This window comes from Streptomyces sp. NPDC002958 (assembly GCF_055563255.1).
The window spans coordinates 18,189-43,369 of record NZ_JBVHDS010000034.1 but is presented as its reverse complement, the minus strand read 5'-3'; the positions used below and the strand labels follow the sequence as shown (position 1 = coordinate 43,369).

The window sequence follows — 25,181 nt, the reverse complement described above, 5'->3', positions numbered from 1 at the left end:
AGCTACCAGGAGGCCCTTTCTTCATGCCCGCACAGCGGCGAACTCACCCGATCCAGCACCCTGTTCGATCAAGAACGACCGCACGATCGGAAAGACAACAGCTTGTCAGCCTCACTGGTCACGGAGATTCCCTTCTGAGCGCCAACGTCGTCGCATCACGCCGACGTGGTCTCAGCCCTTGGTGAGTAGTTCCCTGGCCGCGTAGTAGGCGTGCAGTGCAGCCTCGCTGCCGGAGCCCAAGGCAGTCATGATCCGCTGGAAGCGGGCGGAGCGGAGGTCGCCGGCCACGATGACGCGGGGGTGCTGGTCGGTCGGCGGGCAGTATCCATCCATGCCGCGGATGAGGTCGCCGGACGGGGCGGTCGGCGCGTTCCCGATGCTGAGGTAGGCAGCATCCGCCGTGATCGTCTGCCGTGCGCCGTCCTGGCCCACCGCTTCCGCTGTCACCGAGGTGCCTTCTGCCAGGCTCAGCGTCAGGTGCTCGACGGGGAAGAGGGTGACTCGGGGGTCCTCGCGGATCTCCTCGATCTTGTACTCGTCCGCCGCCGGGTACGCGACGAGCAGGCGGGTGGCGGTGGTCGGATTGGCGCGCAGGAAGGTGCCGATCGGACGGTCGCCGCCGAGGACGAGGAGAGTGCGCCCTTCGGCGTCGTCCGCCTCGGCCTGCCAGAACGGGGGCAGGGTCAGGCCGCTGGGGGCGGTGATCCAGGCGACGTCGCGGGGCTGGAGGGGGCCGACGCCGGTGGCGACGATGACGTACGAAGCGGTGAGACGGGCGCCGGTGTCGACCGTGACAGTCACGCGGACGTCGTCGGCGCGGAGTTCGGTGACGTACTGGCCAAGTTCGAGACGGCACAGCTCCGTGCTCTTCAGCTCCGAGACGATGGAGTCGGCCAGCTCGGGGCCGCTGATGTAGCCGCCGAGGACGTTGTTCAGGGCCTGGATTCGGTAGAGGTTGCGGCACAGCCGGTCCGGCTCGACCAGGATCGAACGCATGCCGACGCTGGCAGCCATGCGGGCGGCGGCGCAGCCGGCTGGGCCACCGCCGATGATGATCAGGTCTGTGTCGTGGGTGGCGGGCGAACCTGTGCGGGGCGGCGTGTCGGCCATGGTGCTATTCCAGCACCGGGGCCCCATCGTGCGCAGTGAGTTGGCCCATCAGGTGGTCGGTGGTGACGAGTTGACCGGTTCCGACCAGGCGGCGGGCGACGAGGAGGCCGGCGTCGTGGACGTCCGGGCCGGCATCGCTGGCGCAGGCGTCGGTGACGATCCAGGGCGCGTAGTTGTGCTCGAAGGCGTCGGTGGCGGACTTCAAGACACAGCTCTCGGTGGCGATCCCGCAGAAGACGAGGCCGGTCCAGCCAGCCTGGCGGATCAGTTCAGTCGCCTCGGGGGTGAAGAGCGTGTACCCGGTCTTGTCGACGACCGCGTGTGCGTGGGTAGCTGCTTCTGCGAGCTCGGGAACGATGTCGGTCTCGGGCGGTTCCTGGAGTCGGCGCCACTGGAAGAAGCGCTCGTAGGGACTGTCCGGATAGTTGAAGTACCGGGTGAAGACCACAGGACGGCCAGCGGCGGACCACTGGGCGACCAGGTCGGAGACTGCTGGCACGGCGTGGCGGCTGTGGTGGTTCACGAAGCCGTTCTGCATGTCGATCACGACCAGCGCGGCGCTACCGATGTCCATCCGCTGTCTCTCCTGCCCCGTGTTCTCAGCCAACGCTCTCGCGTAGAGCGTCCTGTGCGGCGCGCAGCCGTTCGGCCAGTCCGCTGGTCTTCATGATGGCCTCCCGCATCAGGACGTGCTGCGCGGTCTCCTGGGCACGGGCGGTGGTGAGCCGGGAGCACGCGGCGCGCAGGAAGCGCCAGCCGTACTGCTCGGGCATGGAGGGGTCCTGCCCGTCCTCGATCATCTGCTGGATCTGACGGGTGAAGCACCACAGGACCTGGACAGTCAGTTCGCAGGCGACCAGCTCGTCGATGGTGAGGCTGCGCTCGCGGGAGTGGGAGGCATAAGCGACGCCCGACCAGCCAGCGTAGGCGATGGAGACTCCCCGTACGCCGAAGGACACGATATCCGGGTGGTCGAAGCCGGTGGCGAGGAGCGACTCCTCGACCGTGCCGTCCAGGGGCGCAGGCCCTCCCGGGGCGCCGCGGTCGACCAAGACCGAGGGCGTGGACAGCAGGCGCAGTGCGGTGTCGTAGGCGTCTCCGGTCCACGGGCGTAGTCGATGGCCTGTCCGATGCGCTGCCGCTGCCCGGCTGCTTGGTGGCTCCGGTAACCAGCCGCGTTGGAGGGGGCGGACTGGTTGGGGGGCGTTGTTGACATAGGCGTACGGCGAGGAGTTGGGCGTTCCGGCCGTGGAGGGTTCCGGGTCGATGGTGGTGAAGCGGCGGTTGGCGGGGCATGGGTGTGGTCGCGTGGGTTCATCCGGCCGCCTATGTATGGGTTTCACGGTGCGGGGGCCTGCCGGTGCGGGACCACGTGCCACCAACCATGGCCGGCTCCGCAGAAACCCGCCGGGCCTGACCGCAGGCGCGCGGAAGGGGAGAACACTACCCGCCCGATCCGCCCCGAATGCCGAAGTTCAACGCAGCGTAGTCAGCACCAAGTCAGCACGGGACAGGTGATCAGGGGTGCTGACATGCGGTTTCAGGTCAGCACCAAACCAGCACGGGAGTCAGCACCAGGGCAATAAACCATGCCAAATAGCGCAATCCTGACAGGCGCCTGCCGACCTTCAATACAGTCCTCGAAGCAGTCTCGACGTGCCTGTCATGGTGGCCCCGCGCACACCCGGCCCGAGAACTATGGTGTCCCGCCACATGTGCCTCTGACCTGCCCATTCCTACGGTGTGGCGACACGAATCCGTCCCCGCCAACCGTCCGGAAGTGGTGTTCATGGCTGCCTCGCCATCCGCCCCGCCGACCACCCGCTCACTCAGACGCATCGTCGCCGCAAGCCTCATCGGCACCACCATCGAGTGGTACGACTTCTTCCTGTACGGGTCAGCTGCCGCGCTGGTCTTCAACGAGCTGTTCTTCCCCGAGTCCGACCCGCTCGTCGGCACACTCCTCTCCTTCCTCACCTATGCGGTCGGTTTCGCCGCACGGCCGCTCGGTGCCCTGGTGTTCGGGCACTACGGCGACCGGCTCGGCCGTAAGAAGTTGCTGGTGCTCAGTCTGTTGATGATGGGCGGAGCGACGTTCGCCATCGGGCTGTTGCCGACGCATGCCACGGTCGGGGCCATTGCCCCCGTACTGCTCACCGCCCTGCGTCTGGTGCAGGGCTTCGCCCTCGGTGGTGAGTGGGGTGGGGCCGTGCTGCTGGTGTCGGAGCACGGGGACGCCAAGCGGCGCGGATTCTGGGCCTCCTGGCCGCAGACGGGCGCACCGGCCGGGCAGTTGCTCGCCACCGGGGTGCTCGCCGCGCTCACCGCGCTGATGTCGGACTCGGCCTTCGGGGAGTGGGGCTGGCGGATACCCTTCCTGCTTTCCGGGGTCCTAGTGGTCGTCGGCTTGTGGATTCGTCTCTCTGTCGATGAATCGCCGGTCTTCAAGGTCGCGCTGGCGCAGGCCGAGGAGCGCAAGTCGGCCGCCGGGGCGACCGAGAAGATGCCGCTCGTCGCCGTGCTGAGGCACCACTGGCGCGATGTACTGATCGCCATGGGGGCACGGATGGGGGAGAACATCAGCTACTACGTCATCACGGCGTTCATCCTCGTCTATGCGACCACGACAGTGGAACTGAGCAAGCAGACGGCACTCAACGCAGTACTCATCGCCTCGGCCGTTCACCTCTCCGTCATTCCGATGTGGGGCGCGCTGTCGGACCGGGTCGGACGCAAGCCTGTCTATCTGGTCGGTGCAGTCGGCGTGGGGCTGTGGATGTTCCCGTTCTTCGCGCTGATCGACACCCAGAGCTTCGGAAGTCTGCTGCTCGCCGTCACCGTCGGGCTCATCTTCCACGGCGCGATGTACGCACCGCAGGCGGCCTTCTTCTCGGAGATGTTCGCGACCCGGATGCGGTACTCGGGTGCGTCGATCGGTGCGCAGTTCTCGTCGGTCGCGGCCGGTGCTCCGGCGCCGCTCATCGCCACCGCGCTGCTCACGGACTTCGGCAGCTCGACGCCCATCTCGCTGTACGTCATCGCCGCGACGCTCATCACCGTGCTGGCGATCGTTTGCGCCAGGGAGACCAGGGACCGGGATCTCGCGGACATCGGACGGGCTGCCACGGAGCCGGACGCGCCCGCCGCTCCGCAGGCCGACTCCCGTACCGTCTGAGCCGTGCTCGCCGTACGGGCCGGGAGCAACCGGGCACGTACGGCGAGCACCGCATGTCACCGCCGGGCGGTGGGCTCGAACCAGGTGGGTTCGTCGGTCAGGGACTGTTTGATCCTGAAGAGCGAGAACTCGTTCAACGCCGGCAGCGCGTCGACCGGGAACCAGCCCACCTCCAGCGACTCGTCGTCGTTGACGCGCGCCTCGCCACCGGTGGCCCGGCAGCGGAAGGTGACGTCCAGATACTGACAGCGGTCGCCGTTGGCGTACTGCACCGGTGCCAGGGCCTGCGTGAGCACCACCCGCTCCGCCACACAGTGCACGGCGGTCTCTTCGTACACCTCACGCTCCGCCGTTGTCGCCGGCTGCTCACCCGGCTCGCAGATGCCGCCGATGACAGACCACTTGCCGGTGTCGGAACGGCGTCCGAGGAGCACTCTGCCCTCGTCGTCGAAGACCACGGCGGTGACGCCCGGCAGCAGGAGCAGCTGCCGGCCCGCAGTGGCACGGATCTCGCGGATGAAATCAGGAGTAGCCATGGGGCCGACCCTACGTGGCACGTGAGGTGAGTCAGCGGCTCCGCCGCAGCCGTACCGAACGGACAGCGACCCAGCCGAGCCCCGCCACGGCGATCAGTGCGAGGACCGCCTCGGGAAGCGCGCCCATCCGGGTCGCGGGCGTCAGCGAGGACCTCAGCGGCACCTCTTCCACAAGTGCGTCCGCGGTGAACAGCTCCGTCTCCTGCACGACCGTCCCGTCCGGCCGGATGATCGCGCTGACCCCGCTGGTGACGGGGACGACGACGGACCTGCCGTGCTCGACCGCCCGCACCCTGGACATGGCCAGCTGCTGGTAGGTCATCTCGCTGCGCCCGAAGGTGGCGTTGTTGCTGGGTACGGCGATCAGTTGGCCGCCGTGCTCGACCGTGTCCCGTACGGCGTCGTCGAACGCGGCCTCGTAGCAGGTCACGAGCCCCACGTCCGTACCCGCCAGATCGAAGACGCCGACCTTCTCCCCGGGGCCGAAGTCTCGCTGCACACGGTCCACTTCGGAGCTGAAGAGGCGTACGAAGGAACGCATCGGGATGTACTCGCCGAACGGCTGGATGTGGCGCTTGTCGTACGTGTCGACGGGCCCCTTCTTCGGATCCCACTGGATGAGAGTGTTGCGCAGCTTGCCGGTGTCGGGCTGGAGCACCGCCCCGATCACGGTGGGTGCGCCGATCGCCTTCACGGCTTCGTCGATCACCATCCGCGCGTCGGCGTTCCGGTAGGGGTCGAGGTCGGAGGAGTTCTCCGGCCACAGGACGAAGTCGGGCTGGGGCACCTTGCCCGCCTTCACATCTTGGGCGAGCTGCTCCGTACGACGCGCATGGTTGTCGAGGACGGCGCGGCGCTGGGAGTTGAAGTCGAGTCCGAGCTGCGGCACATTCCCCTGGATCGCGGCAACGGTCGCGGTGCCGTCCTCAGCCGAGGCATCAACGAGCGGCAGGGCGGCGAATGCGGCGGCGACGGGGACGACGACGGTCGCGGCCGCCGCGGCGACGGCGGCCCGGGGCGCCTCCTGCGTGCTGCGGTAGGCACGGAACTGACGTACCGCTTCATAGAGACCGAAGCCGCACAGCACCACCGCGAAGGAGAGCAGCGGCGTGCCGCCCACGGCCGCGAGCGGCAGGAACACGCTGTCCGCCTGCCCGAAGGCGATCTTTCCCCAGGGAAAGCCGCCGAACGGCACCCTGGCCCGGATCCCCTCATCGAGGATCCAGACCGCGGCGGCCCACACCGGCCAACAAGCGAGACGGGAGACGGCGGCGATCCCGATGCAGCCGACCGCGATGAACAGCGCCTCGGCTGCGGCGAGTGCCAACCACGGCAGCGGACCGACCTCCTCGCCCGTCCAGCGCAGCAACGGCAGCATGAACCCCAGTCCGGCGAGAAGGCCGAGGCCGAACCCGGCGCGCAGTCTGCGTTCATGCAGCACCCAGCCGAGCAGGGCGAAACCGGGCAGAACCAGCCACCACAGGGGCCGGGGCGGGAAGCTCAGGTACAGCAGCACTCCCGAAATCACTGCGGCTGCAGGCCGTACGAGCCGCGGCAGCAGCCGTCTCCCCCGGAGCGCGGGGGTGGGTGCGGGCTGCTGCGGGTCGTCGACTGAGGTGATGGTGGCGCTCACCCGGCGGAGTCTACGGTGGTCGGCTGTGCGCCGGGCAGTCCCGCTCACGTGACGGATCCCTTGGCGCCGGATCGTTTCGCCACTTTCCCGCACAGATCCGGGCCTCTGTCATTACCGTGTCCGCCAGTCCCCCGCCGATCGGCGGGATCCGGCCGTTGCGAACGGGACGGTCACAGGTCGGGGGCGAACGTGACGATTGCACCGCGGGGCAGGCCGGGCACGGGAACACGGCAAGGCTTCCGACGGAGCCGTGGCCGTGATTCTCACCGCCTGCGCGATCTGGTCGTTGATCAGCGCCGCTGGACGGGAGACCGGCGCAAAGGGTGTTCATCCGGCTCTGCTCACCGTCGCCGCGGGCTTCGCCCGTGGGCGGATCTGCGAAACGCTGCTGCCTGTGGGCCACGGCGACGGTTGCCGTCGTCCGGGCGCTGCTCATGGGTCTCCCGCGCGTCATGGCATGCCGGGCGTTACGGCCACGGTGGACACGGCGCCCGGTCACACCGGGGCAACCGCCGCGATGTCGGCGCTCGCAGCGGGCGCTCGCAGCGGCGGGCCCGGCAGGCACCCCTGCGGCTGCCGGCGCTCGGCACGGCCTGCGCAGCGCCGACTCTGCGCTCGGTGGCGGGATTCGCCCACGAAGTTCAGCGCATCGGGCCGCGGGCCATGTCCTGGATCAGGCGCCTGCCGACGCGCCGCTCGCCGGCAGGTGCAGGCGCTCGCGGATGAACCGTACGCCCGCCTCCGCATCGTCGACCGTGATGGTGAACGTCCGGCCGTCACCGAGCCGGAGCACCAGGCCCTCGCCCCTGCGGACCACCACGGCCGTGCCCTGCTCGGGGCGCCAGCGGTAGCCCCAGCCGCCCCATTGGCGCGGGGTCACCTGGGATACGAACTCGGCGCCCACCACATGGGTGAGCAGAATCCGGCGGCGCGGCAGGCCCAGGTGGCCGCAGCGCACTTCGAGGGCGTCCTCGTCGACCCTGACAGCCACGTTCACAAAGGCGAGGGTGCCGAACAGCATGAGCAGTCCGGCGGCGACGCAGCCGACCACGGACATCAGCAGCGGGGCGATCCCGGAGCTCCAGCTGGAGGTGACGGCCAGCTGGATGCCGAGCGCCAGACAGGCCGCGCCTGCGGCGGCGAGCACCCACTGGGCCCGGTTGGTGGCCCGCCCGATCCAGACGTCGGAGTCGGGGTCGGCTCCGGTGCGTCTCGGTTTTCGGGAGTGATCCCTCATGTCAAGCAGCGTACTTAAAATTCCGCATGCCGGGGACGGGTCCGATGGCCCCCCGACGGGTCAGCGGGCGGGGCTGACGGCCTCCAGCAGTCGCCCCTCGGCGTAGGCCAGAGCCGCTTCCGGCAGCTCGGCGGTGCGCCCGCTGAGGAGCACGGTGAGACCGGCGGCCGGTTCGGCCGACGGAGCGGGTCCGACCCCGATTCGGCGCAGTGCCTGGGCGGCGACGGCACCGGCGGAGCCGTGCAGTGCGACGGGAGGCAGACCGGGCTGTCGCACGGCGGCGCGGATGCGTTCGGCGAGCAGTTCATAGTGGGTGCAGCCCAGGACCACGGCCCGCACATCGCACGGGGTGAGTGCGGCGGCGGCGGCGATGGCCCGGTCGATGGCCGGATCGTCCGCGTGCTCCACGGCGTCGGCGAGACCCGGGCACGGGACCTCGGTGACGGCGACGGAGTCGGCGAATTCGCGGATGAGTCCGCGCTGGTACGGGCTGCCCGTGGTGGCCGGGGTGGCCCAGATCGCGACGGGGCCACCGGCGGCGACGGACGGTTTGATGGCGGGAACGGTGCCGATGACCGGCAGCGCGGGTTCCAGCTCGGCGCGCAGGGCCGGTAGGGCGTGCACGGAGGCCGTGTTGCAGGCGACGATCAGTGCGTCGGGCCGGTGGGCGGCGGCCGCGCGGGCCACGTCCAGCGCGCGGGCAGTCACGTCCTCGGGGGTAAGCGGCCCCCAGGGCATGCCTTCGGGGTCCGAGGAGAGCACCAGATCGGCGTCGGGCCTCAGCCGACGTACCGCGGCGGCGGCCGCGAGCAGGCCGATTCCGGAGTCCATGAGCGCGATCTTCACCCGGTCACCATAGTCGACCGCCCTTGCGGTTCCGTCCTGGTGGGGCAGACTGCGGCGAATGAGTGCCGTTGCCTGGATCGCCGTGGGTTCGCTGGCCGCATGGGTGTGGCTGCTGCTGGGACAAGGATTCTTCTGGCGGACCGACCAGCGGCTGCCGCGCCGGCAGGCCCCGGAGCACTGGCCGTCCGTGGCGATCGTCGTGCCCGCGCGTGACGAGGCCGACATGCTGCCGGTGAGTCTGCCGTCGCTGCTGGCGCAGGACTATCCGGGGGTCGCGGAGATCTTCCTCGTCGACGACTGCAGCAAGGACGGCACCGGAGCTGTCGCCCGCGCGCTGTCCGTACGGCACGGAGGACTGCCGGTGACGGTGGTGTCGCCCGGTGAGCCGGAGCCCGGCTGGACGGGCAAGCTCTGGGCCGTGCGGCACGGGATCTCGCTGGCCCGGGCTCGGGAGCCGGAGTATCTGCTGCTGACGGACGCGGACATCGCGCATGAGCCGGACAGCCTGCGGGGACTGGTCGCCGCTGCCGTGTCGGGCGGGTTCGATCTGGTCTCGCAGATGGCCCGGCTGCGGGTGTCGAGTGTCTGGGAGCGGCTGGTCGTACCGGCCTTCGTGTACTTCTTCTCGCAGCTCTATCCGTTCCGGTGGGTGAACCGGGCGGGGGCACGGACGGCCGCGGCGGCCGGGGGCTGTGTGCTGCTGCGGACCGGGGCGGCGGATCGGGCGCGGGTGCCGGAGTCGATCAGGCAGGCGGTGATCGACGATGTGTCGCTGGCGCGGGCGGTGCAGCGCAGCGGCGGGCGGATCTGGCTGGGGCTCGCGGAGCGGGTGGACAGCGTGCGGCCGTATCCGCGGCTGGCGAATCTGTGGCGGATGGTGTCGCGGAGCGCATACGCCCAGTTGCGGCACAGTCCGCCGCTGCTCCTCGGGACGGTGCTGGGGCTCGCGCTGGTCTATCTCGCGCCGCCGGTCACGCTCGTCGCCGGGCTGCTGGGCGGCGCTCCGGTGGCGGCGTGGGCGGGCGGGTCGGCGTGGGTGGTGATGGCCGGGACGTACATGCCGATGCTGGGCTACTACCGGCAGTCCCTGTGGCTGGCGCCGCTGCTGCCGTTCACCGCCGTGCTGTATCTGCTGATGACGGTCGATTCTGCGGTGCAGCACCACCGAGGGCGAGGCGCGGCCTGGAAGGGGCGTACGTACGCCCGCCCCGAGGCCGCGCCGGACCGGTGAGCGGGGCCGGCCGTGGGCCGATGGCCGCACTGACGGCCGGCCCCCCGGGGGGTCATTTGCGGCCGGGTGTCCAGTTCATGCCCCACCCGTAGGCGTAGTCGATGGTGCGCTGCGGGCTCACTCCGCGCTCGGGTACGAGATAGCGGGCCTCGCGCTGCACCGAGAGGTCTCCCCCGTTGTTGGTGAGGAGCGCGAGCGCGCAGACGGTGGACGGGACGGTGCATTCGTCGAGCGAGAAGACGATCGGGGCACCGTGCTGGGGCTGGAGGGTGACGGTCGCATGGAGATCGGCGAAACTCCGGGCGCCTTCGTAGATGGTGACGAAGATCAGGACGCGCCGGAGCTTGTCCTTCTGGTCGAGGTTGACGGTGAGGTTCTCGCCGGTGGAGACGGCGCCGGTGCGGTCGTCTCCGTCGAGATGGATATAAGGGGGCTGCCGGAGTGCCCCGAACGCGTTTCCCAGCGCCTGCACGACTCCCTTGCGGCCGTCGGTGAGTTCGTAGAGAGCGCAGAGATCAAGATCGAGGTCCGCATGGTTGGCGACCGCTCTGCCGAATTTGCTTCCCCAGCCCTTGAACTGATGGCGCACTTCCCAGTTGAGATTGACCCGGAGGGCTCCTGAAGTGCCGCCCTGTTTGGCGAGGGAGACCGATGGCGCGTCCTTGGTGAGTGTCACCTTCGACAGGCGGACAGGCGGGGTGACAGGAGGTACGGGAGGTACCGGGGGTGCCGTCGGCGGCGCGGGCGGAAGCACCGGCGGGGGTGGTGGCAGATCGCCACCCCTTGTTGCGCGCTGGGACTGTTGAGGCGATTGGGGTTGCTGATACGGCTGGGTCTGCTGTGGTTCATCGACGGAAATACCGAAGTCCGTCGCGAGTCCTCCGAGGCCTGTGCTGTATCCCTGGCCGACGGCGCGGAATTTCCAGGCGCCCTGGCGCCGGTAGAGCTCCCCGAGAATGAATGCGGTCTCGACCGTCGCGTCCGCGCTGTCGAAGCGCGCGATCTCCGAGCCGTCCGCCGCGTCCATGATCCGTACGTACAGCCCCGTCACCTGCCCGAAGGTGCCACCGTCCGCGGAAGCCGCCAGGACCACGCGCTCAATGGCCGGCTCGATGCGCGCCAGGTCGACCGCGAGGCTGTCCGTCACCCCGTCACCGGCGGTCCGCTTGCCCTCGTGGCGTACCGCGCCGGATGCGTGGGAGGGCTGGTTGTAAAAGACGAAGTCGGCTTCGCTGCGCACCTTTCCCGACACGAGAAGGAGCGCCGAGCCATCCACATCCGGTGTCCCCGGGGAGGCGCGCCACCCCAATTCGACCCGCACGGCGTGAGCCGCCACCGGAACATTGGTTCCTTTCAGCATGTTCATGCTCGCCCCCATCGCGAGTCCGGCTGCCCGAAGGCCTCTCTCCGCCAACCTAATCCCCGGATCGACGCGAGGCCGCCACATGGGCCGCGCTTTGGCGCACCGGTGCCGCGATGAGGCGATCAGGCCGGTCCCAGACGAGCAGCACACCCGAAACGGCTACCCCGTCCCTTCGGGGAGCGGTCGGTCAAGGGCAACAACCGTCCGGGGTCACGCGGCGGGGTGGCTGCGGCGCCGTGGGCGGGTTCGGAAGCCGAACACATGCAGCGACCTGCCTGCCACCGGCAGGGTACGACGCCCGCACCCGCACCAACCGGACTGTGCATCCCCTGCGCCAGCCACGACGGGACGCACAACCGATCCATATTCAGCGGCAGTTCAGCCACTCCACTGATCCGGTGACTAGAACTCAAACCCCGTCCGGGCCCAATCAGCCGCTACGGATGCACCGTTCCGGCCGCGATTCCCCAAAGGGCCAACCCAGCTCCCTGTCGTAGAGACGACATGTCGCAATCACGGCACCCGCAGCAGGTGACACACGCACCTCGGAAGCCGGAGCCTTGATCCGAACCGCGCGCTCCACCCCCGCACCTTCTCGAAGAGGCTTCCGATGCACCCACGGCTTTGCCCCGCCGCGCTCATAGCGGCAGGTGCCCTCATCGCCGCCCTGGCCCCTGTCCTGGCCCCCTCCTCCCACGCGGCCGCCGCCACCGCCCGCCCGGCGGCCCCCGCCTCCCGGACCTCCACCGTCACCACCGCCTCACCTGGGACGACAGCAGCCCCCTGACCGCCGGCATGCTCCAGCCGACGCGGGCCTACCGGCCCGGTGAGCGGCTGACGGAGAGCTGGTTCGCCCCCGTCGTACGCCCCGCCATCCCGCGCGGCGTCAAAGGCACGGCCTCCTACCGCAAGGAGGACGAGCTGATCGTGCGCATACCGGAGTTCACCGACGCCACCGCAGGCCACTACAGCAGGCCCGACGGCGGCGACTGGGACGGTACCCCCTCTTACGACAGCCACCCCCGCCGCGCCGCCTGCCACACCAACTGCGTCCGCGTCGCGGCGCCGGCGCGCTGCATCAGCACCTGGATCCGGCGCTGCACCGTGCGCTGGCTGACCCGCAGCTGCGAGGCGATCGCCTTGTCCGCGACCCCGGCGACGACCAGGGACAGCAGATACCGCTCGTCGTCGGCGACGTTCGCACCGGGCCGCGGACTGCCGCCGAAGTCGGCCAGCTCACCGGAGGCCGTGACGTGCAGCGGCGACGCCGCCGCCCACTGGCTCTCGAACAGCGCGATCAGCGCGTCGAGCAGGCTGCTGCCGTGCACCACCGCGGCCGTCGGCTCACCCAGCGAACCACCCGAACCGCCGTGCATCAGCGGGCAGATGGCAATCGAACCGTCCGCTATCACCATCCGCACCGGCAGCGTCCCGGTAGCCCGCGCCTGCTCACCCGCGCGGATACTCCGGGCAACGTTGTCGACCATGCCGGGCTCCTCCAGCAGAGCGCGCTCGTAGATGGCCTCGTACCGCACTCCACGGGCGAGCAGCTCCCACTCCTCGTCGTTCTCCGCCGCAGGCATGGCCACATGGCCGGCCTTGCAGAGCCACCGCATCTCACTGGCCCCGTACGCCATATGACGCAGCCGCTGCCGGATCACACTCACCCCCGTGATCACCTCGACAAGCTGCCCCGCGTCATACCGCCGCCCCCCGGCCCGGTACTCCTCGGTGAGCTGCTCCACCCCCCGCCGCGCCGCCTCCAGCGCCTCCTGCCCACGCAACAGCAGCGGACGCAGCGCCGCATCGGGCGCCACCGGCACATAGCGCACCGCGCCCCCCGTCGGCGAAACGGCCACCCGCCCCACCAGCCCCTTGTCGTGGAGCGAGGCCAACAGCCTGTGTGCCTGCGCCACTTCGAGCCCCAGCTGCTCCGCGATCACTGCGGCATCAGCCTCACGCACCCCGACGAGGAAGCGGTACACCCGCTCCTCCCCCGCCCCGATCCCCGCGGCCTCCAGCATGTGCCCGCCTCTCACGACGCCCCCACCCACCCCAACCGATGTACCACCCACCGGAAACAGCGTGATCTAACCACACCCGCACACAGGGACGATGTCCGCGCTGTCACGCACGACGACCATCCGACTTCGATACACGCAAAGTGGCGGCGAGCGGACATGTCACTTCTTCGTCAGGCGCGGCCGTAGCGTCGGTGCCCCTTCCTCCCGAGGCTTGACCCGCCGGTCGCGGAACCCTCCCTACCGGCGGAAGGAGAGCGTTCAGCATGCGTTTCAGACGAAGAGCCGCACTGCTCAGCTTTACCTTGGCGACCACCATGGCCGGCGGCGGCCTGGTGTACGGTGCCACCCCCGCACCAAAGACCGGGGAGTACGCGGTAACCACCCCTTCCCAAGCAGAAGTCCGCACCGCGAAGGTCACCCTCGTCACCGGAGACCAGGTGACGGTGGCCACGAGGGCGGGCAAGACCCTCGCCGTCAATATCACCCCGTACCACCGCAGTGCGGCAGAGTTGCGGACGTACACCGTCGGCACCGATGTGTACGTGATCCCGCGCGACGTCGAAGCGCTGGTGCACAACGGCCAGGTGGACGGCCGACTGTTCAACGTCACCCAGCTCATCGCCCAGGGGTACGACGATGCCCACCGCGCGTCGACCCCGATGATCGTGCGCTACGCGTCCGGCGCCAAGGACACCGCACCCGGCGGAGCCCGCCTCACACGGAAACTCCCCGGCGTACGCGGAGCCGCCGTCAGCGCCGACAAGCGCAAGGGCGCCGCGTTCTGGGAGGCCGTCGACGACGACAGCGCCCGCGCGGGTACCCCCAAGGCCCGCCTGTCGGGCGGCGTCCAGCGCCTCTGGCTGGACGGGCGGGTCAAGGCGCTCCTCGACAGGAGCGTCCCGCAGATCGGCGCCCCGGAGGCGTGGAAGGACGGTTTCGACGGCACCGGCGTGAAGGTCGCGGTGCTGGACACCGGTGTCGACGCCACCCACCCCGACCTCGCCGACCGCATCGTGGAAAGCCGCAGCTTCGTCCCTGGCGAGACGGCGCGCGACGGCCACGGCCACGGCACCCATGTCGCCTCCACCATCCTGGGAAGCGGAGCCGCCTCCGGCGGGAAGTACCGGGGCGTGGCACCGGGCGCCGGACTGATCGTGGGCAAGGTGCTCAACGACGGCGGCAGCGGCTCGGAATCCTCGATCATCGAAGGGATGGACTGGGCCGCGCACTCGGGGGCGAAGGTCATCTCCATGAGCCTGGGCGGCGCGGAAGGCGCCGACGGCACCGATCCCATGTCGATGGCGGTCAACGAACTGACGGCGCAGACCGGTGTGTTGTTCACCATCGCGGCGGGCAACAGCGGCCCCGCGGCGATGTCCGTCGGCTCACCCGGAGCCGCCGACGCGGCTCTGACGGTCGGCGCCGTGGACTCCACCGACGCGGTCACCGACTTCTCCAGCCGGGGCCCACGAGGCGGTAACGGCGGGCTCAAGCCGGAGATCACCGCGCCGGGCTCGCGGATCGCCGCCGCCCGCGCCGCCGGCACGACGATGGGCACACCGGTGGACGGCTCGTACACCACCGCGAGTGGCACCTCCATGGCCACGCCGCACGTGGCCGGCGCCGCCGCGATCCTCGCGCAGCGCCACCCCGACTGGACGCCGGCCCGTTTGAAGAGCCAGCTGATCAGTACGGCCAAGACCACCGCCGCCACCTCCGTCTACGCCCAGGGCGCCGGCCGTGTGGACGTGGCACGCGCACTGCGGCAGCCCGTATCGGCCAGCGGCACGGCCGACTTCGGACTGCGGGACTGGGACGCCACCGCCCCGGTCGGGAAGAAGATCGAGTACGTCAACGACGGCGACCAGCCGGTCACCCTCGCCCTGAAGGTCGAGAACGCGGGCGAGGAACTGCCTGCCGGAGTGCTCAGCCTGGGAGCCGACTCGGTGACCGTGCCGGCGCACGGCACCGCCGAGGTCGACCTCACCCTCAACACCGTCGGCGTGACGACCGGATCCCACGGCGCGCACGTCACCGCGGTCTCCGCCGACGGGCGGACGGCGGCAGTGACGGCGGTCGGCTTCGGCCGGGACGTACAGCGCTTCGACGTCACGCTGAAGGTGCTCGACCGCGACGGCAAGCCGACGAGCGGCATCGCCGCGGTCACCGCCTGGCAGTTGGGCCGCTACGGACTGCCCGAGACGTACCCGGTGGCAGCGGACGGGACCGTCGTGGTGCGGGTACCGCGCGGCGAGCACGCCTTCATCTCGGAGATCTTCCACTACACCTCCGACTGGAGCCGACTGGAGGAGTACACCTACGCCGCCCAGCCGGGCACGATGATCGACTCCGATCGGGCCTTCACCCTGGACGGCGCCAAGGCCGGCCCGGTCACCATGACCACCTCCCGGCCGACGGAGACCAACCGCGCCCGCATCGGTCTGAACTTCCAGGCCGTGGACGGTGACCTCATCCACGACCGCGAGACGTGGCTGGACGGCGAGACGGCCGTGTACTCCATCCCGTCGCAGGCCGCGAACGAGCGCTTCGAATCGCGCGTCGGCTGGTCGCTCGGCGCACCCGCACTCGACGCCCGCCTCGTCGGGCACGGCAACCGGCCCCTGGACGCGGCCTACCTCGAGGGCTGGACGGGCTCCGCACGTATCGACGGCACCCGCGTCCTGCGCGTGGCGAAGGCCGGCGAGGACGTCCGGGGCAAGCTCGCCCTGGTGAAGCGGAGCGCCGAGCGCACGGTGGGAGAGCAGATCGACGACGCCGCGAGCGCCGGTGCGCTCGCCATCCTCATCTACAACGACATCCCCGAGAACTGGCTCGCAGGCAACTGGGGCCAGACGGCCACCAAGATCCCGGCAATGACCCTCTCCGGTACCCAGGGCGAGGAGCTCGCGGACCTGGACAACGCCGTGATCAGGATCTCCGGTACGGCGGTGAGCCCGTACTCCTACGAGCTGCTGAAGTACCGCAAGGGGGGCATCCCCGCCGACCAGCGCTACCGGGTACGCGACGAGGAACTGGCCACCGTGGACTCCTCGTTCCACGCATCGACGCCGGCCACCGAAGGCGGATACGCCCGGCTGACGCGCTCGCCGATGCAGCCGACGGCGTACTTCGGCTTCGACCGGGTGGTCCTGCCGCGCTCCCGGACCGAGTACGTCTCCGCGGACGTGCCCACCTGGGAAGCGGTGAAGGCAGGTCCCGTGTGGACGGCGGACGGCTCCTGGAAGCTGACGAACACCTCGACGCTCAAGGCCGGACAGCGCGTGCACCGCGACTGGAACAAGGCCGTGGTCCGCACCGCGCTGCCGGACGCACAGTCCAACTCGGCGGTCCGAAAAGGCGATGTCGGTGTGGTGGCGTCGGGCGGTCTGCTCGACTCCGCGCCGGACCAGTCCTTCTCCATCGAAGCCGGCAGCGACAAGGCGCTGTCCACCGTCTACCGGGACGGTCAGCTCCTCGGCAGCATCCGTTCGGCGCCCGTCGCCTTCCCGATGACGGCACAGCGCGCCGAATACCGCGTGGTCACCGACGTGCAGCGGGACGCCCCCGGATGGACGACCTCCACCCAGGTGCGCACCGACTGGCGCTTCCACTCCGAGCGGCAGGAAGGACTTACCCTGCTCCCCGTCCTGTCGGTCGACTACCGACTCGACGTCGACCAGGCCAACAGCGCCCGGCCGCACTCCACCACCCGCATCGGACTGGGCGTGCGCTACCCCAAGGGCCTGAACGGTCTGGAGCTCGCCGGGGCGAAGCTGTGGGCCTCGTACGACGACGGCACCAACTGGCGGCAGGTCCGCCTCGACAGCGGCCTCAACGGCACGATCGGCAACCCCGCGAACGCGGGCTTCGTGTCACTGCGCGTGCAGGCCACCGATGCCGATGGCAACACCATCGAGCAGACGGTGACCCGCGCCTACCAGATCCGCCGCTGATCGATGCCGGGGCGCCCGCACCGCAGGCGCCCCGGCATGCGCGTCCACCCGGGGGCGAACGACAGTGTGAGTATCCACCTCGATCTCACCACAAGGGCTTACGGTCAACAGAAGCTTTAACGATGTTTTAGCAGGTCAGGTAGGCAGATCTAGCGTAAAACGGATGACCCCAAGATTGGGTCTCCCCAACCAGCACATCGTGGGCTTAACTTAGGTGTCATGACCTCCCCCCGCTCCACCTACGGCGGCGGCTACTACGCCGCACCGTCGTTCTCCGAGACTCCGATCTACGACTCCTTGGTCGCGGAGCGGGGCACCCCTCAGATCGCTCCGATCCGAGTGCCTGCCGCCTATGACACCGGCAACAGCTACCTGCCGGCTCTCCCGGCGGCGCTGCCGGCTCTTCCCGCGGCACCTTCCCAGCCCCATCCGTCGTACGGCTACCAGCAGCCGGCCCAGCAGGGTTACGCGCCGATGCAGCCCGCACAGCTGCAGCATGCCCCGGCACCGTACATCCCGCAGCAGCCGACCGCGGCCCGCGGCGGGTACCAGGCGCCCTATCCGCCGCAGCAGCAGCGCCCGGCGCCCGGCACCGGTTACGAGGCGATGCGCCCGGCGTCACCGCGGCCCGCCCCGGCACCCTCTCCTTACGAGGACCCGTACAACCGCCCGTATCAGGGCCGGGGGTACTGAGCCGGGGTACTGAGCCGGAACATCACACACGGTCGCACGAGGTCGTCGTCGAGCCATGGGGACTCGACGGCGACCTCGGTGTCCCCCACCAGGCCGCACGCCCCACCCCCTCGATGGCACGCACGCCCCCGGACGGACCGTCAGCCCGAACCGGTGGGCGGGGAACTCACGGGGGCGGTCGGCGCGTTGACCGGGGCGGGGTTACTCTCTTCGCTGCTTCAGCACGCGAAGCGCGCCGTATCGGGTTATGACGGATACGGAAGGGGGTGCAGGACTGTGCGAGCGGTTACGGGAGTGTGGCGTTGGCGGCGCAATTCCCTGCGCCGCGCCACTGACCGGCGCGAGGCATGGGTGGCTCTGGTCGCGCTGCTCCTCATGGTGCTGGCGGCGCCGGCGCTGGGCTGGGCGTGTGGGTCGCTCACCGACGACGCCCTGCAGAAATCGGTGCGGACCCAGCAGGCTCAGCGTCATGCCACGACCGCGGTCGTGGTGCGCCGGGCGCCGGGAGCGCCGCATCTCGTCACCGATCCCGAGGTGTCCTCGGAGCGCGCCCCGCAGACCTCAGTGGTGGCGCGATGGAAGGCGCCGGACGGCACGAACCGCCACGGTACGGTGACCACCCTCTCCCGGAAGACCGAACCCGGGGCCGAGGTGGAGATCTGGACAGACCTCGACGGCCGCCCCGCGCAGCGGCCCATGGACGCGCCGACGGCTCATACGCATGCGGCGTTGGCCGGGTTCGGGGTGATGCTGCTCGCCATCGGGCTGATCGAGGGCGGCCGGCGCCTGATCGTCTGGCGCATGGTGCGGGGGCGATACACCCGGATCGACCGGGCCTGGGCGAAGACCGGTCCGGACTGGGGCAGGACGGGTACCGGCAAGTGATCGGGTCAACTCGCGCCCGCCGCGCGCGCTACGGTGGACCGGCCCGCCCGCTTCCTCGGCGGGCGGTCCCGGGGTTCGTCGCTGTCGGAAGACCGGCGAAACGGGTATCACACACGCACGAGGTGGGGGCACAACAGCGCCATGGCACAGGGCACGGTCCAGGTGACGCACACCGGCACATCGCGGTGGCGGCGCCGCACAGGCGAATACGCCTCCCTCACCGCAGCCCTGGAGGCCGCGGCGGACGGTGACGTCCTCACCGTCGCACCGGGCACCTACCGGGAGAATCTGGTCCTGCACCGCGCGGTGACACTGCGCGGTCCCGAGGGCTCGGTCGGCTCCGTACGGATCGCGCCGGTAGACGGCGTGCCCTTGACGGTCCGTGCCTCCGCCGTCGTCTCGGACCTGCACGTGGAGGGTCAGGACTCGACGGCCCCGGCGCTGCTCGTCGAGGACGGCGCACCGGAGCTCGCGGATCTGCGGATCGTCACGCGTTCGGCCGCCGGGATCGAGGTGCGCGGCGCGGCACGCCCGACTGTGCGCCGCTGCACGGTCGACAATCCGGCCGGGGTCGGCATCGCCGTACTCGACGGTGCGGGCGGGGTGTTCGAACAGTGCGAGGTCGTCTCGGCCGGCCAGTCCGGTGTCTCGATACGCGACGGTGCGCATCCGCGGCTGGAGCGCTGCCGAATCCACCATGCGTCGGGCGCGGGGCTGAACGTCACCGGTGAGGGCAGCGGTCTGGAGGCCGTCGGCTGCGAGGTGTACGAGATCAAGGGCAGCGGAATACAGGTGACCGCTCGCGCGGCCGCCCACCTCACCGACTGTACGGTGCACCGCACTTCGGCGGACGGGGTCACGCTCGACACCGACGCCGTGCTGACGCTCGCCGACTGCGACATCCACGACATCCCGGAGAACGCGGTGGATCTGCGTTCCCGGTCGGTCCTCACCCTGACCCGCTCCACGGTGCGCCGGTTCGGCCGCAACGGACTCTCGGTCTGGGATCCCGGGACCCGTGTCGACGCCAACCAGTGCGAGATACATGACAGTACGGGCGACTACCCGGCGGTCTGGGTGAGCGACGGGGCGACCGTGATACTGGACTCCTGCCGGGTCCGCGACGTACCGGACGCCATCTTCGTGCTCGACCGGGGTTCGCGTGCCGATGTGGTCGACAGCGATCTCTCCCAGGTCCGCAATACCGCGGTGTCGGTGAGCGACGGGGCGACCGCCCAGCTCGACGACTGCCGCATCCGTGAGGCCTCCACCGGCGCCTGGTTCCGCGACCACGGCAGCGGCGGCACGCTGAACAACTGCACCATCGACGCGGCACAGACCGGAGTGATCGTCACCAAGGGCGCCGATCCGACGATCGAACGCTGCACGGTCACCTCCCCCGCCGAGGCGGGCTTCTATGTCTCCGCCGAGGGCCGCGGCACCTTCCGCAGCTGCCGGGTCACCGGAAGCGAGGGCTATGGCTTCCATGTGATGGACGGTTGCCGTACGACGCTGACCCGTTGCCGCACCGAGCGGTGTGCCCGCGGCGGCTACGAATTCGCCGAAGGCGGCACCGCCCACGGCGACGGACAGGGAGCCGGGCCCGTCGTGGAGGACTGCACGAGCGACGAAAGCGCACTGCGCTCACCCGCTCCCCCTGCCCCGACCGTGCTGACGGCGACGCAGTCGGTTTCCGGGCTGCTCGGCGCGGTCCCCGGCCCGCGTGCCGTCGACCCCGCCCCGGCCGAGGTGCCCGCTGCCGAGCCGGTACGCGCGTCGGACGCCGTCCTCGGGGAACTGGACGCGCTGGTGGGTTTGGACAGCGTCAAGCGGGAGGTGCGTGCCCTCACCGACATGATCGAGGTCGGCCGTCGGCGTCAGGAGGCGGGGCTCAAGGCCGCGTCGGTGCGGCGCCATCTCGTCTTCACCGGCTCCCCCGGAACCGGCAAGACCACCGTGGCGCGGCTGTACGGCGAGATCCTCGCCTCGCTCGGGGTGCTGGAGCGGGGCCATCTGGTCGAGGTGTCCCGCGTGGATCTGGTCGGCGAGCACATCGGCTCGACCGCCATCCGCACCCAGGAGGCCTTCGACCGGGCGCGCGGCGGGGTGTTGTTCGTCGACGAGGCGTACGCCCTGTCGCCCGAGGACTCCGGCCGGGACTTCGGCCGGGAGGCGATCGACACGCTGGTGAAACTGATGGAGGACCACCGGGACGCGGTGGTCGTCATCGTTGCCGGGTACACCCATGAGATGGAGCGGTTCCTCACGGTGAACCCCGGTGTGGCGTCCCGTTTCTCACGGACCATCACCTTCAGCGACTACGAGCCTGCCGAGCTGCTGCGGATCGTCGAGCAGCAGGCCGACGAGCAGGAGTACAGCCTGGCCTCCGGGACGGGTGAAGCGCTGCTGAAGTACTTCATGGAGCTTCCCAAGGGCCCGGCATTCGGCAATGGGCGAACGGCTCGGCAGACCTTCGAGTCGATGGTGGAGCGGCATGCGGGCCGGGTCGCCCAGCTCGCCGAGCCGAGCACGGACGACCTCACGCTCCTCTACCCGGAGGATCTGCCTGAGCTTCCCTGAGCCCGCGGGGTCTCCTGTACTCCCTCCCCGTCGGCCTGGCGCGGCAGGACCGGTGCCAGCCGGTCCAGCAGCGCGGCCCGCTCCTGGGCGAAGACCGGGTCGGCTTGATAGTCCGAGTGCCCCAGAACGGGTTCGGGCAGCGGATGTTCATGGGTCCGCCCGTAGACCAGGGGGTCCTTCAGCGGGCCCCGGTCCACCTCGGGCCCCGGTCCCTCGTCGAGCTGGACCCGGCCGCCGATCGGGTCGGTGGCCCGCCAGAGGTTGCGCCAGCAGTGCACGGACCGGTGCAGTGCGTTCAGCGGTACGGGGCTGAAGTAGGCCGGGAACCAGCGCCCGTAGAGTCGCTCGATCGGCGAGCCGTAGGTGAGCAGGGCGACCCGGCTGCGGGTCTCGGCGGGCAGCTGCCAGACCGCGGACGCCGCAAGAACGCTGCCCTGGGAGTGGCCCGAGATGACGAGCCTGCCGCGGGTGAGTCCGGTCCAGCCGGACATCCGGGAGACCAGATCGGGGACGGCGCGCTCGGCGTAGCAGGGCGGCGCGAAGGGGTGGGCGGCGCGCGGCCAGAATGTACCGATGTCCCAAAGGATGCCGATGGTGCGTCGGGCGGAGGCGTCGCGGTAGGCACGCCGTCCCCAGGTGACAAAGAGTATGAAGCCGAATCCGATCATCCAGGAGCCGGTCGACTGGGCCGCTTCGGCCACGGACTCGGCGAACGGGCCGCTTCCCTCCATCGCACGCCCGGGCACCTCACCGCTCGCCCAGGCACCGCCGACCGCTGCCGCACCGAGCAGCAGCGTGGCGCCGGAGATCGGACCGAGGAGCCAGGGCGCGGAGTCGGTGAGGGCTGCCGTGGCCCGGATCCGGGCGATTCGCCGGGTCCGGGCGGGGTCCCGCCGCTCCTCCTCGTACTCCCGGTCCACCTCGGGCTCCTGGGCGCGTGCGGCGAGCCAGGTGCGTACGAGAAGCAGGATGCCGGGAACCACCATCAGGACCAGGAGCACAGGGATGGCCGAGGCCTGCCAGCTGAGCAGCACGGGCGGTCCCTCGATGGTGGCGCTCCTGCCCATGCCCGGGGTGCCGGAGCCGTCGAGCCAGTCGGCGACGCGCTGGGCGACCCCGCCGGTCATGACGCCGCCGAGAGCGCACGCGAGCATGGCAACCACTGGTCCGCCGAATCCGTACATGACGGTGCGGGGCTCGGGGGTCCGGCGGTACAGGCTCAGTGACACCGCGGCGAGGACGACGACGAGCACCCCCTGGCCGAGGGTGAGGACGCTGAAGGCGATGTCGCCGGGCAGGGCGCCCGCCGAGACCCAGGCGGGGCGCGACCAGGCGGCGTACACCGCGGCGAGGACGAGCAGGGCCAGGGCGGCGCCGGGCAGAAAGGTGATGAGGGCGCGGTCGAGCCGGATGTCGAGACGTCGTTCGCTGCGGCCGCGGCGGCAGACGACCCAGAGGACGACGAGCGCGCCCAGGACCAGCGCCGCCTCGATCAGCCGGCCGAGGAACACGGGCACGGGGCCGGTGACGGCGCCGTCGTGGCGGGCCGCGGCGCCTGCGACCGACGCGGCGACGGTCAGGAATCCGGCGGCGGTGTGGGCGGCGCGCAGCCGGGCGACCAGTCGGCGGCCGTACCAGAATCCGGGCCGGCCGAGGGCCGGACGTCCATCGGCGGCGGAGGCGTTCAGGTCCTGCGCGGTCTCCGGGCCGGCGTCGTCCGGTTCGGATCCGGCGAGCGGGCGCTGCGATTCGTACGCGCTCCATGTCCGGTTGGACAGGAACCAGAGCAGCCCCACCAGGGCGGTGGGCACGAGCGAGGCGACGGCGAGCCTTCGGCCCGGCTGGGACCACCAGCCGTCCTTCGCCGTCGAGAGGAAGCCGAGCCAGGACCTCCGGTTCGAGCAGTCCGGCACGCCCGCGCACTGCCAGGCCGTCAGATCGAGCGCGACCTCGCAGGCCGCCGCGGTCAGCAGGACCGTGAGGCTGAGCGCGACGAGCCGGACGAGGACGCCGTACAGGCGCACGGCGCGCGTACGGCCCCGGGCGGCGGGGCGCATCCAGTGGGCGAGGTTGACCACCATGAACGGGAGCAGCAGCAGCCACAGGGCGCGGGAGCCATTGCCGGAGGTGAGGTTGGACCAGCAGTAGGCCTCGGCGATGGGCCGGTCTTGGTACCGCTCCGGGTGCTGTTCGGCGTCCATGTCCCCGGTGCGCCGGTAAATGGCGGCGGTCGCGTCGCCGGTGACGCGGATCGGACGCGGATCGTGAAGCATCTCCTGGGGGGTGGCTCCGCCCACGCCGTGGACCAGCAGTTCCAGCGCGGGCCCCGGACTCTGCGGGGCCTGGGTGACAGGTGGCACTGAAGTGCCTCGCTCTCTCGGTCGTGGGGGGAGTGCTGATGCACGGTCACCAGAATCATGGAAGAGGGCCTGTGTACGCACCGCTCTCACGGAATCTCCCCAGTGCGACGGCCGACGACACCGCGTGGCAGGATGACCCCGTCCGAAGAGACCGTTGTACGGCCAGAGAAAAGGACCGGACCGGCGTTGAGCGAGAATCAGAACCTGCTCGCGGAGCAGCGGCGTGCCCTGATCCTCGATGAGGTGCGCAGGCGTGGCGGGGTCCGGGTCAATGAGCTGACCCGCAAGCTGAGCGTCTCCGACATGACCGTCCGCCGGGATCTGGACGCGCTGGCCCGCCAGGGTGTCATCGAGAAGGTGCACGGCGGGGCCGTTCCGGTGGTCGAGGCCAGTACGCACGAGCCCGGTTTCGAGGCCAAGTCGGCTCTGGAGCTGACCGCCAAGGAGGACATCGCGCGGGCGGCCGCGGCGATGGCGGTGCCCGGCAGCGCCATCGCGCTCTCCGGTGGTACGACGACGTACGCACTCGCCCAACAGCTGCTGGACGTACCGGATCTGACGGTGGTGACCAACTCGGTGCGGGTCGCCGACGTGTTCCACTCCGCGCAGCGGTCGGGGGCTGGGGGCGGTGCGCGGACCGGGGCCGCCACGGTGGTGCTCACCGGTGGGGTACGGACGCCGTCGGACTCGCTGGTCGGCCCGGTCGCCGATCAGGCGATCGCCTCGCTCCACTTCGATGTGCTGTTCCTCGGGGTGCACGGGATCTCGGTGGAGGCCGGTCTTTCGACACCGAATCTGGCGGAGGCCGAGACCAACCGCCGTTTCGTCCAGTCGGCGCGGCGTGTCGTGGTGGTCGCCGACCACACCAAGTGGGGCACGGTGGGCCTGAGTTCGTTTGCGACTCTGGAGCAGGTGGACACGTTCGTGACGGACGCGGGTCTGTCGGCCGCTGCCCGCGAGGAGATCGAGGAGCATCTGCCGGGCCTGCTGGTGGCGGGCCGGACCGTGGACGGCGACTCCTGAGCCTCCGTGCGGTGCGCGGCTTCGCTCGGCTCGCGCCGGGCGGTCCACGTCCTAGGATCACGCTGTGGCCGTCTTCCGGATCGAGCGATTCACGCCCCTGCCCGCAGCGGAGTCCTGGCGTCGGGTGACGGACTGGCAGCGGCACGCCGCGCATGTACCGCTGACCACGATCACCGTCCGCTCGGGGCCGCCGACCGGGATCGGGACCGTCTTCGTGGCACGCACGGGTCTGGGTCCGCTGGGGTTCGACGATCCGATGGAAGTGGTGCGGTGGACACCGCCCGCCGCCGGGCGCGCGGGGCTGTGCCGGCTGGAGAAACGCGGTTCGCTGGTGCTGGGCCGGGCGTCGATCAATGTGTATCCGACGGATTCCGGATCCCATGTGGTGTGGGTGGAGGAGCTGAGTCTCCGGCTGCTGCCGCGGTGGGCCGACCCATTGATCGCAGGTGTGGGCCGCCAGGTCTTCGGCCGGGTGCTCGACGGCATGCTGGACCGTCCGGCGCGGCCGTATCCGTAGACAACCGCGGTTGAG

Annotated in this window: 19 protein-coding genes; 9 read left to right on the top strand and 10 right to left on the bottom strand. The window is 70.4% G+C overall.

The window, feature by feature from the left end:
- Positions 1 to 171: 171 nt before the first annotated feature.
- Genes ACZ3IC_RS31735 through ACZ3IC_RS31725 form a run of 3 tightly spaced genes read right to left on the bottom strand, consistent with a single transcriptional unit; the run spans position 172 to position 2,162 of the window.
- Positions 172 to 1,110 (bottom strand): FAD-dependent oxidoreductase, encoded by a 939-nt coding sequence (locus ACZ3IC_RS31735; RefSeq protein WP_467421920.1) that lies wholly within the window; start codon positions 1,108 to 1,110, stop codon positions 172 to 174.
- Between the two features lie 4 nt (positions 1,111 to 1,114).
- Positions 1,115 to 1,684, bottom strand: a complete 570-nt coding sequence (locus tag ACZ3IC_RS31730; RefSeq protein WP_467421919.1) for a cysteine hydrolase family protein — start codon at positions 1,682 to 1,684, stop codon at positions 1,115 to 1,117.
- A 25-nt stretch (positions 1,685 to 1,709) separates the two neighbouring features.
- Positions 1,710 to 2,162 carry a hypothetical protein gene (locus ACZ3IC_RS31725; protein WP_467421917.1) on the bottom strand — a complete coding sequence of 151 codons (453 nt, stop codon included), beginning with the start codon at positions 2,160 to 2,162 and terminating at the stop codon, positions 1,710 to 1,712.
- A gap of 737 nt (positions 2,163 to 2,899) precedes the next feature.
- On the opposite strand from ACZ3IC_RS31725, the gene ACZ3IC_RS31720 reads away from it, so the two are divergent.
- The gene (locus ACZ3IC_RS31720) at positions 2,900 to 4,285 is read left to right on the top strand and encodes an MFS transporter (protein WP_467421915.1); all 1,386 of its coding nucleotides are present in this window, start codon (positions 2,900 to 2,902) and stop codon (positions 4,283 to 4,285) included.
- Positions 4,286 to 4,341: 56 nt separating this feature from the next.
- Here the strand turns inward: ACZ3IC_RS31720 and ACZ3IC_RS31715 are convergent, their stop codons facing one another.
- The 4 genes from ACZ3IC_RS31715 to ACZ3IC_RS31700 all read right to left on the bottom strand — a co-directional run bounded on the left by ACZ3IC_RS31715 (position 4,342) and on the right by ACZ3IC_RS31700 (position 8,537).
- Entirely contained in the window at positions 4,342 to 4,821 is a 480-nt protein-coding gene (locus tag ACZ3IC_RS31715; RefSeq protein ID WP_467421913.1) for an NUDIX hydrolase, read from the bottom strand.
- Between the two features lie 31 nt (positions 4,822 to 4,852).
- On the bottom strand, positions 4,853 to 6,454 hold the full coding sequence (gene lnt / locus ACZ3IC_RS31710) for an apolipoprotein N-acyltransferase (RefSeq protein WP_467421910.1): 1,602 nt from the start codon (positions 6,452 to 6,454) through the stop codon (positions 4,853 to 4,855).
- Positions 6,455 to 7,127: 673 nt separating this feature from the next.
- Positions 7,128 to 7,691 (bottom strand): hypothetical protein, encoded by a 564-nt coding sequence (locus tag ACZ3IC_RS31705; protein ID WP_467421908.1) that lies wholly within the window; start codon positions 7,689 to 7,691, stop codon positions 7,128 to 7,130.
- Between the two features lie 60 nt (positions 7,692 to 7,751).
- Positions 7,752 to 8,537: a glutamate racemase gene (locus tag ACZ3IC_RS31700; protein WP_467421906.1), complete on the bottom strand. Its 786-nt coding sequence runs from the start codon at positions 8,535 to 8,537 to the stop codon at positions 7,752 to 7,754.
- A 58-nt stretch (positions 8,538 to 8,595) separates the two neighbouring features.
- Here ACZ3IC_RS31700 and ACZ3IC_RS31695 point away from each other — a divergent pair, with 58 nt between their 5' ends.
- Positions 8,596 to 9,768, top strand: coding sequence for a glycosyltransferase (locus tag ACZ3IC_RS31695; RefSeq protein WP_467421904.1), 1,173 nt, complete (start codon positions 8,596 to 8,598; stop codon positions 9,766 to 9,768).
- 52 nt (positions 9,769 to 9,820) lie between these two features.
- On the opposite strand, the gene ACZ3IC_RS31690 is transcribed toward ACZ3IC_RS31695, so the two are convergent.
- Positions 9,821 to 11,146, bottom strand: coding sequence for a TerD family protein (locus ACZ3IC_RS31690; protein ID WP_467421902.1), 1,326 nt, complete (start codon positions 11,144 to 11,146; stop codon positions 9,821 to 9,823).
- A gap of 595 nt (positions 11,147 to 11,741) precedes the next feature.
- On the opposite strand from ACZ3IC_RS31690, the gene ACZ3IC_RS31685 reads away from it, so the two are divergent.
- Positions 11,742 to 11,918, top strand: coding sequence for a hypothetical protein (locus ACZ3IC_RS31685; protein ID WP_467421899.1), 177 nt, complete (start codon positions 11,742 to 11,744; stop codon positions 11,916 to 11,918).
- A 220-nt stretch (positions 11,919 to 12,138) separates the two neighbouring features.
- Here ACZ3IC_RS31685 and ACZ3IC_RS31680 read toward each other — a convergent pair whose 3' ends face one another.
- Entirely contained in the window at positions 12,139 to 13,155 is a 1,017-nt protein-coding gene (locus ACZ3IC_RS31680) for a helix-turn-helix domain-containing protein (protein ID WP_467421897.1), read from the bottom strand.
- 263 nt (positions 13,156 to 13,418) lie between these two features.
- Here ACZ3IC_RS31680 and ACZ3IC_RS31675 point away from each other — a divergent pair, with 263 nt between their 5' ends.
- From ACZ3IC_RS31675 to ACZ3IC_RS31660, 4 genes are all read left to right on the top strand, one after another.
- Complete coding sequence (locus ACZ3IC_RS31675) at positions 13,419 to 17,108, top strand: S8 family serine peptidase (protein WP_467421894.1); 3,690 nt, start codon at positions 13,419 to 13,421, stop codon at positions 17,106 to 17,108.
- A 219-nt stretch (positions 17,109 to 17,327) separates the two neighbouring features.
- On the top strand, positions 17,328 to 17,801 hold the full coding sequence (locus ACZ3IC_RS31670) for a DUF6643 family protein (protein ID WP_467421892.1): 474 nt from the start codon (positions 17,328 to 17,330) through the stop codon (positions 17,799 to 17,801).
- A 276-nt stretch (positions 17,802 to 18,077) separates the two neighbouring features.
- Positions 18,078 to 18,686: an Rv1733c family protein gene (locus ACZ3IC_RS31665; RefSeq protein WP_467421890.1), complete on the top strand. Its 609-nt coding sequence runs from the start codon at positions 18,078 to 18,080 to the stop codon at positions 18,684 to 18,686.
- Positions 18,687 to 18,827: 141 nt separating this feature from the next.
- The gene (locus ACZ3IC_RS31660; RefSeq protein WP_467421887.1) at positions 18,828 to 21,266 is read left to right on the top strand and encodes a right-handed parallel beta-helix repeat-containing protein; all 2,439 of its coding nucleotides are present in this window, start codon (positions 18,828 to 18,830) and stop codon (positions 21,264 to 21,266) included.
- Here the strand turns inward: ACZ3IC_RS31660 and ACZ3IC_RS31655 are convergent.
- The gene (locus tag ACZ3IC_RS31655; RefSeq protein WP_467421885.1) at positions 21,236 to 23,626 is read right to left on the bottom strand and encodes a hypothetical protein; all 2,391 of its coding nucleotides are present in this window, start codon (positions 23,624 to 23,626) and stop codon (positions 21,236 to 21,238) included. The genes ACZ3IC_RS31660 and ACZ3IC_RS31655 overlap by 31 nt on opposite strands.
- 186 nt (positions 23,627 to 23,812) lie before the next feature.
- On the opposite strand from ACZ3IC_RS31655, the gene ACZ3IC_RS31650 reads away from it, so the two are divergent.
- The gene (locus ACZ3IC_RS31650) at positions 23,813 to 24,649 is read left to right on the top strand and encodes a DeoR/GlpR family DNA-binding transcription regulator (RefSeq protein WP_467421882.1); all 837 of its coding nucleotides are present in this window, start codon (positions 23,813 to 23,815) and stop codon (positions 24,647 to 24,649) included.
- 64 nt (positions 24,650 to 24,713) lie between these two features.
- Positions 24,714 to 25,166 (top strand): SRPBCC family protein, encoded by a 453-nt coding sequence (locus ACZ3IC_RS31645; RefSeq protein ID WP_467421880.1) that lies wholly within the window; start codon positions 24,714 to 24,716, stop codon positions 25,164 to 25,166.
- The last annotated feature ends 15 nt before the right edge of the window (positions 25,167 to 25,181 follow it).

Coding starts and splice junctions, on each gene's coding strand:
- ACZ3IC_RS31735 (WP_467421920.1), bottom strand. CDS start 1,110: ATGGCCGACACGCCGCCCCGCACAGGTTCGCCCGCCACCCACGACACA.
- ACZ3IC_RS31730 (WP_467421919.1), bottom strand. CDS start 1,684: ATGGACATCGGTAGCGCCGCGCTGGTCGTGATCGACATGCAGAACGGC.
- ACZ3IC_RS31720 (WP_467421915.1), top strand. CDS start 2,900: ATGGCTGCCTCGCCATCCGCCCCGCCGACCACCCGCTCACTCAGACGC.
- ACZ3IC_RS31715 (WP_467421913.1), bottom strand. CDS start 4,821: ATGGCTACTCCTGATTTCATCCGCGAGATCCGTGCCACTGCGGGCCGG.
- ACZ3IC_RS31705 (WP_467421908.1), bottom strand. CDS start 7,691: ATGAGGGATCACTCCCGAAAACCGAGACGCACCGGAGCCGACCCCGAC.
- ACZ3IC_RS31695 (WP_467421904.1), top strand. CDS start 8,596: ATGAGTGCCGTTGCCTGGATCGCCGTGGGTTCGCTGGCCGCATGGGTG.
- ACZ3IC_RS31690 (WP_467421902.1), bottom strand. CDS start 11,146: ATGGGGGCGAGCATGAACATGCTGAAAGGAACCAATGTTCCGGTGGCG.
- ACZ3IC_RS31685 (WP_467421899.1), top strand. CDS start 11,742: ATGCACCCACGGCTTTGCCCCGCCGCGCTCATAGCGGCAGGTGCCCTC.
- ACZ3IC_RS31680 (WP_467421897.1), bottom strand. CDS start 13,155: ATGCTGGAGGCCGCGGGGATCGGGGCGGGGGAGGAGCGGGTGTACCGC.
- ACZ3IC_RS31675 (WP_467421894.1), top strand. CDS start 13,419: ATGCGTTTCAGACGAAGAGCCGCACTGCTCAGCTTTACCTTGGCGACC.
- ACZ3IC_RS31670 (WP_467421892.1), top strand. CDS start 17,328: ATGACCTCCCCCCGCTCCACCTACGGCGGCGGCTACTACGCCGCACCG.
- ACZ3IC_RS31660 (WP_467421887.1), top strand. CDS start 18,828: ATGGCACAGGGCACGGTCCAGGTGACGCACACCGGCACATCGCGGTGG.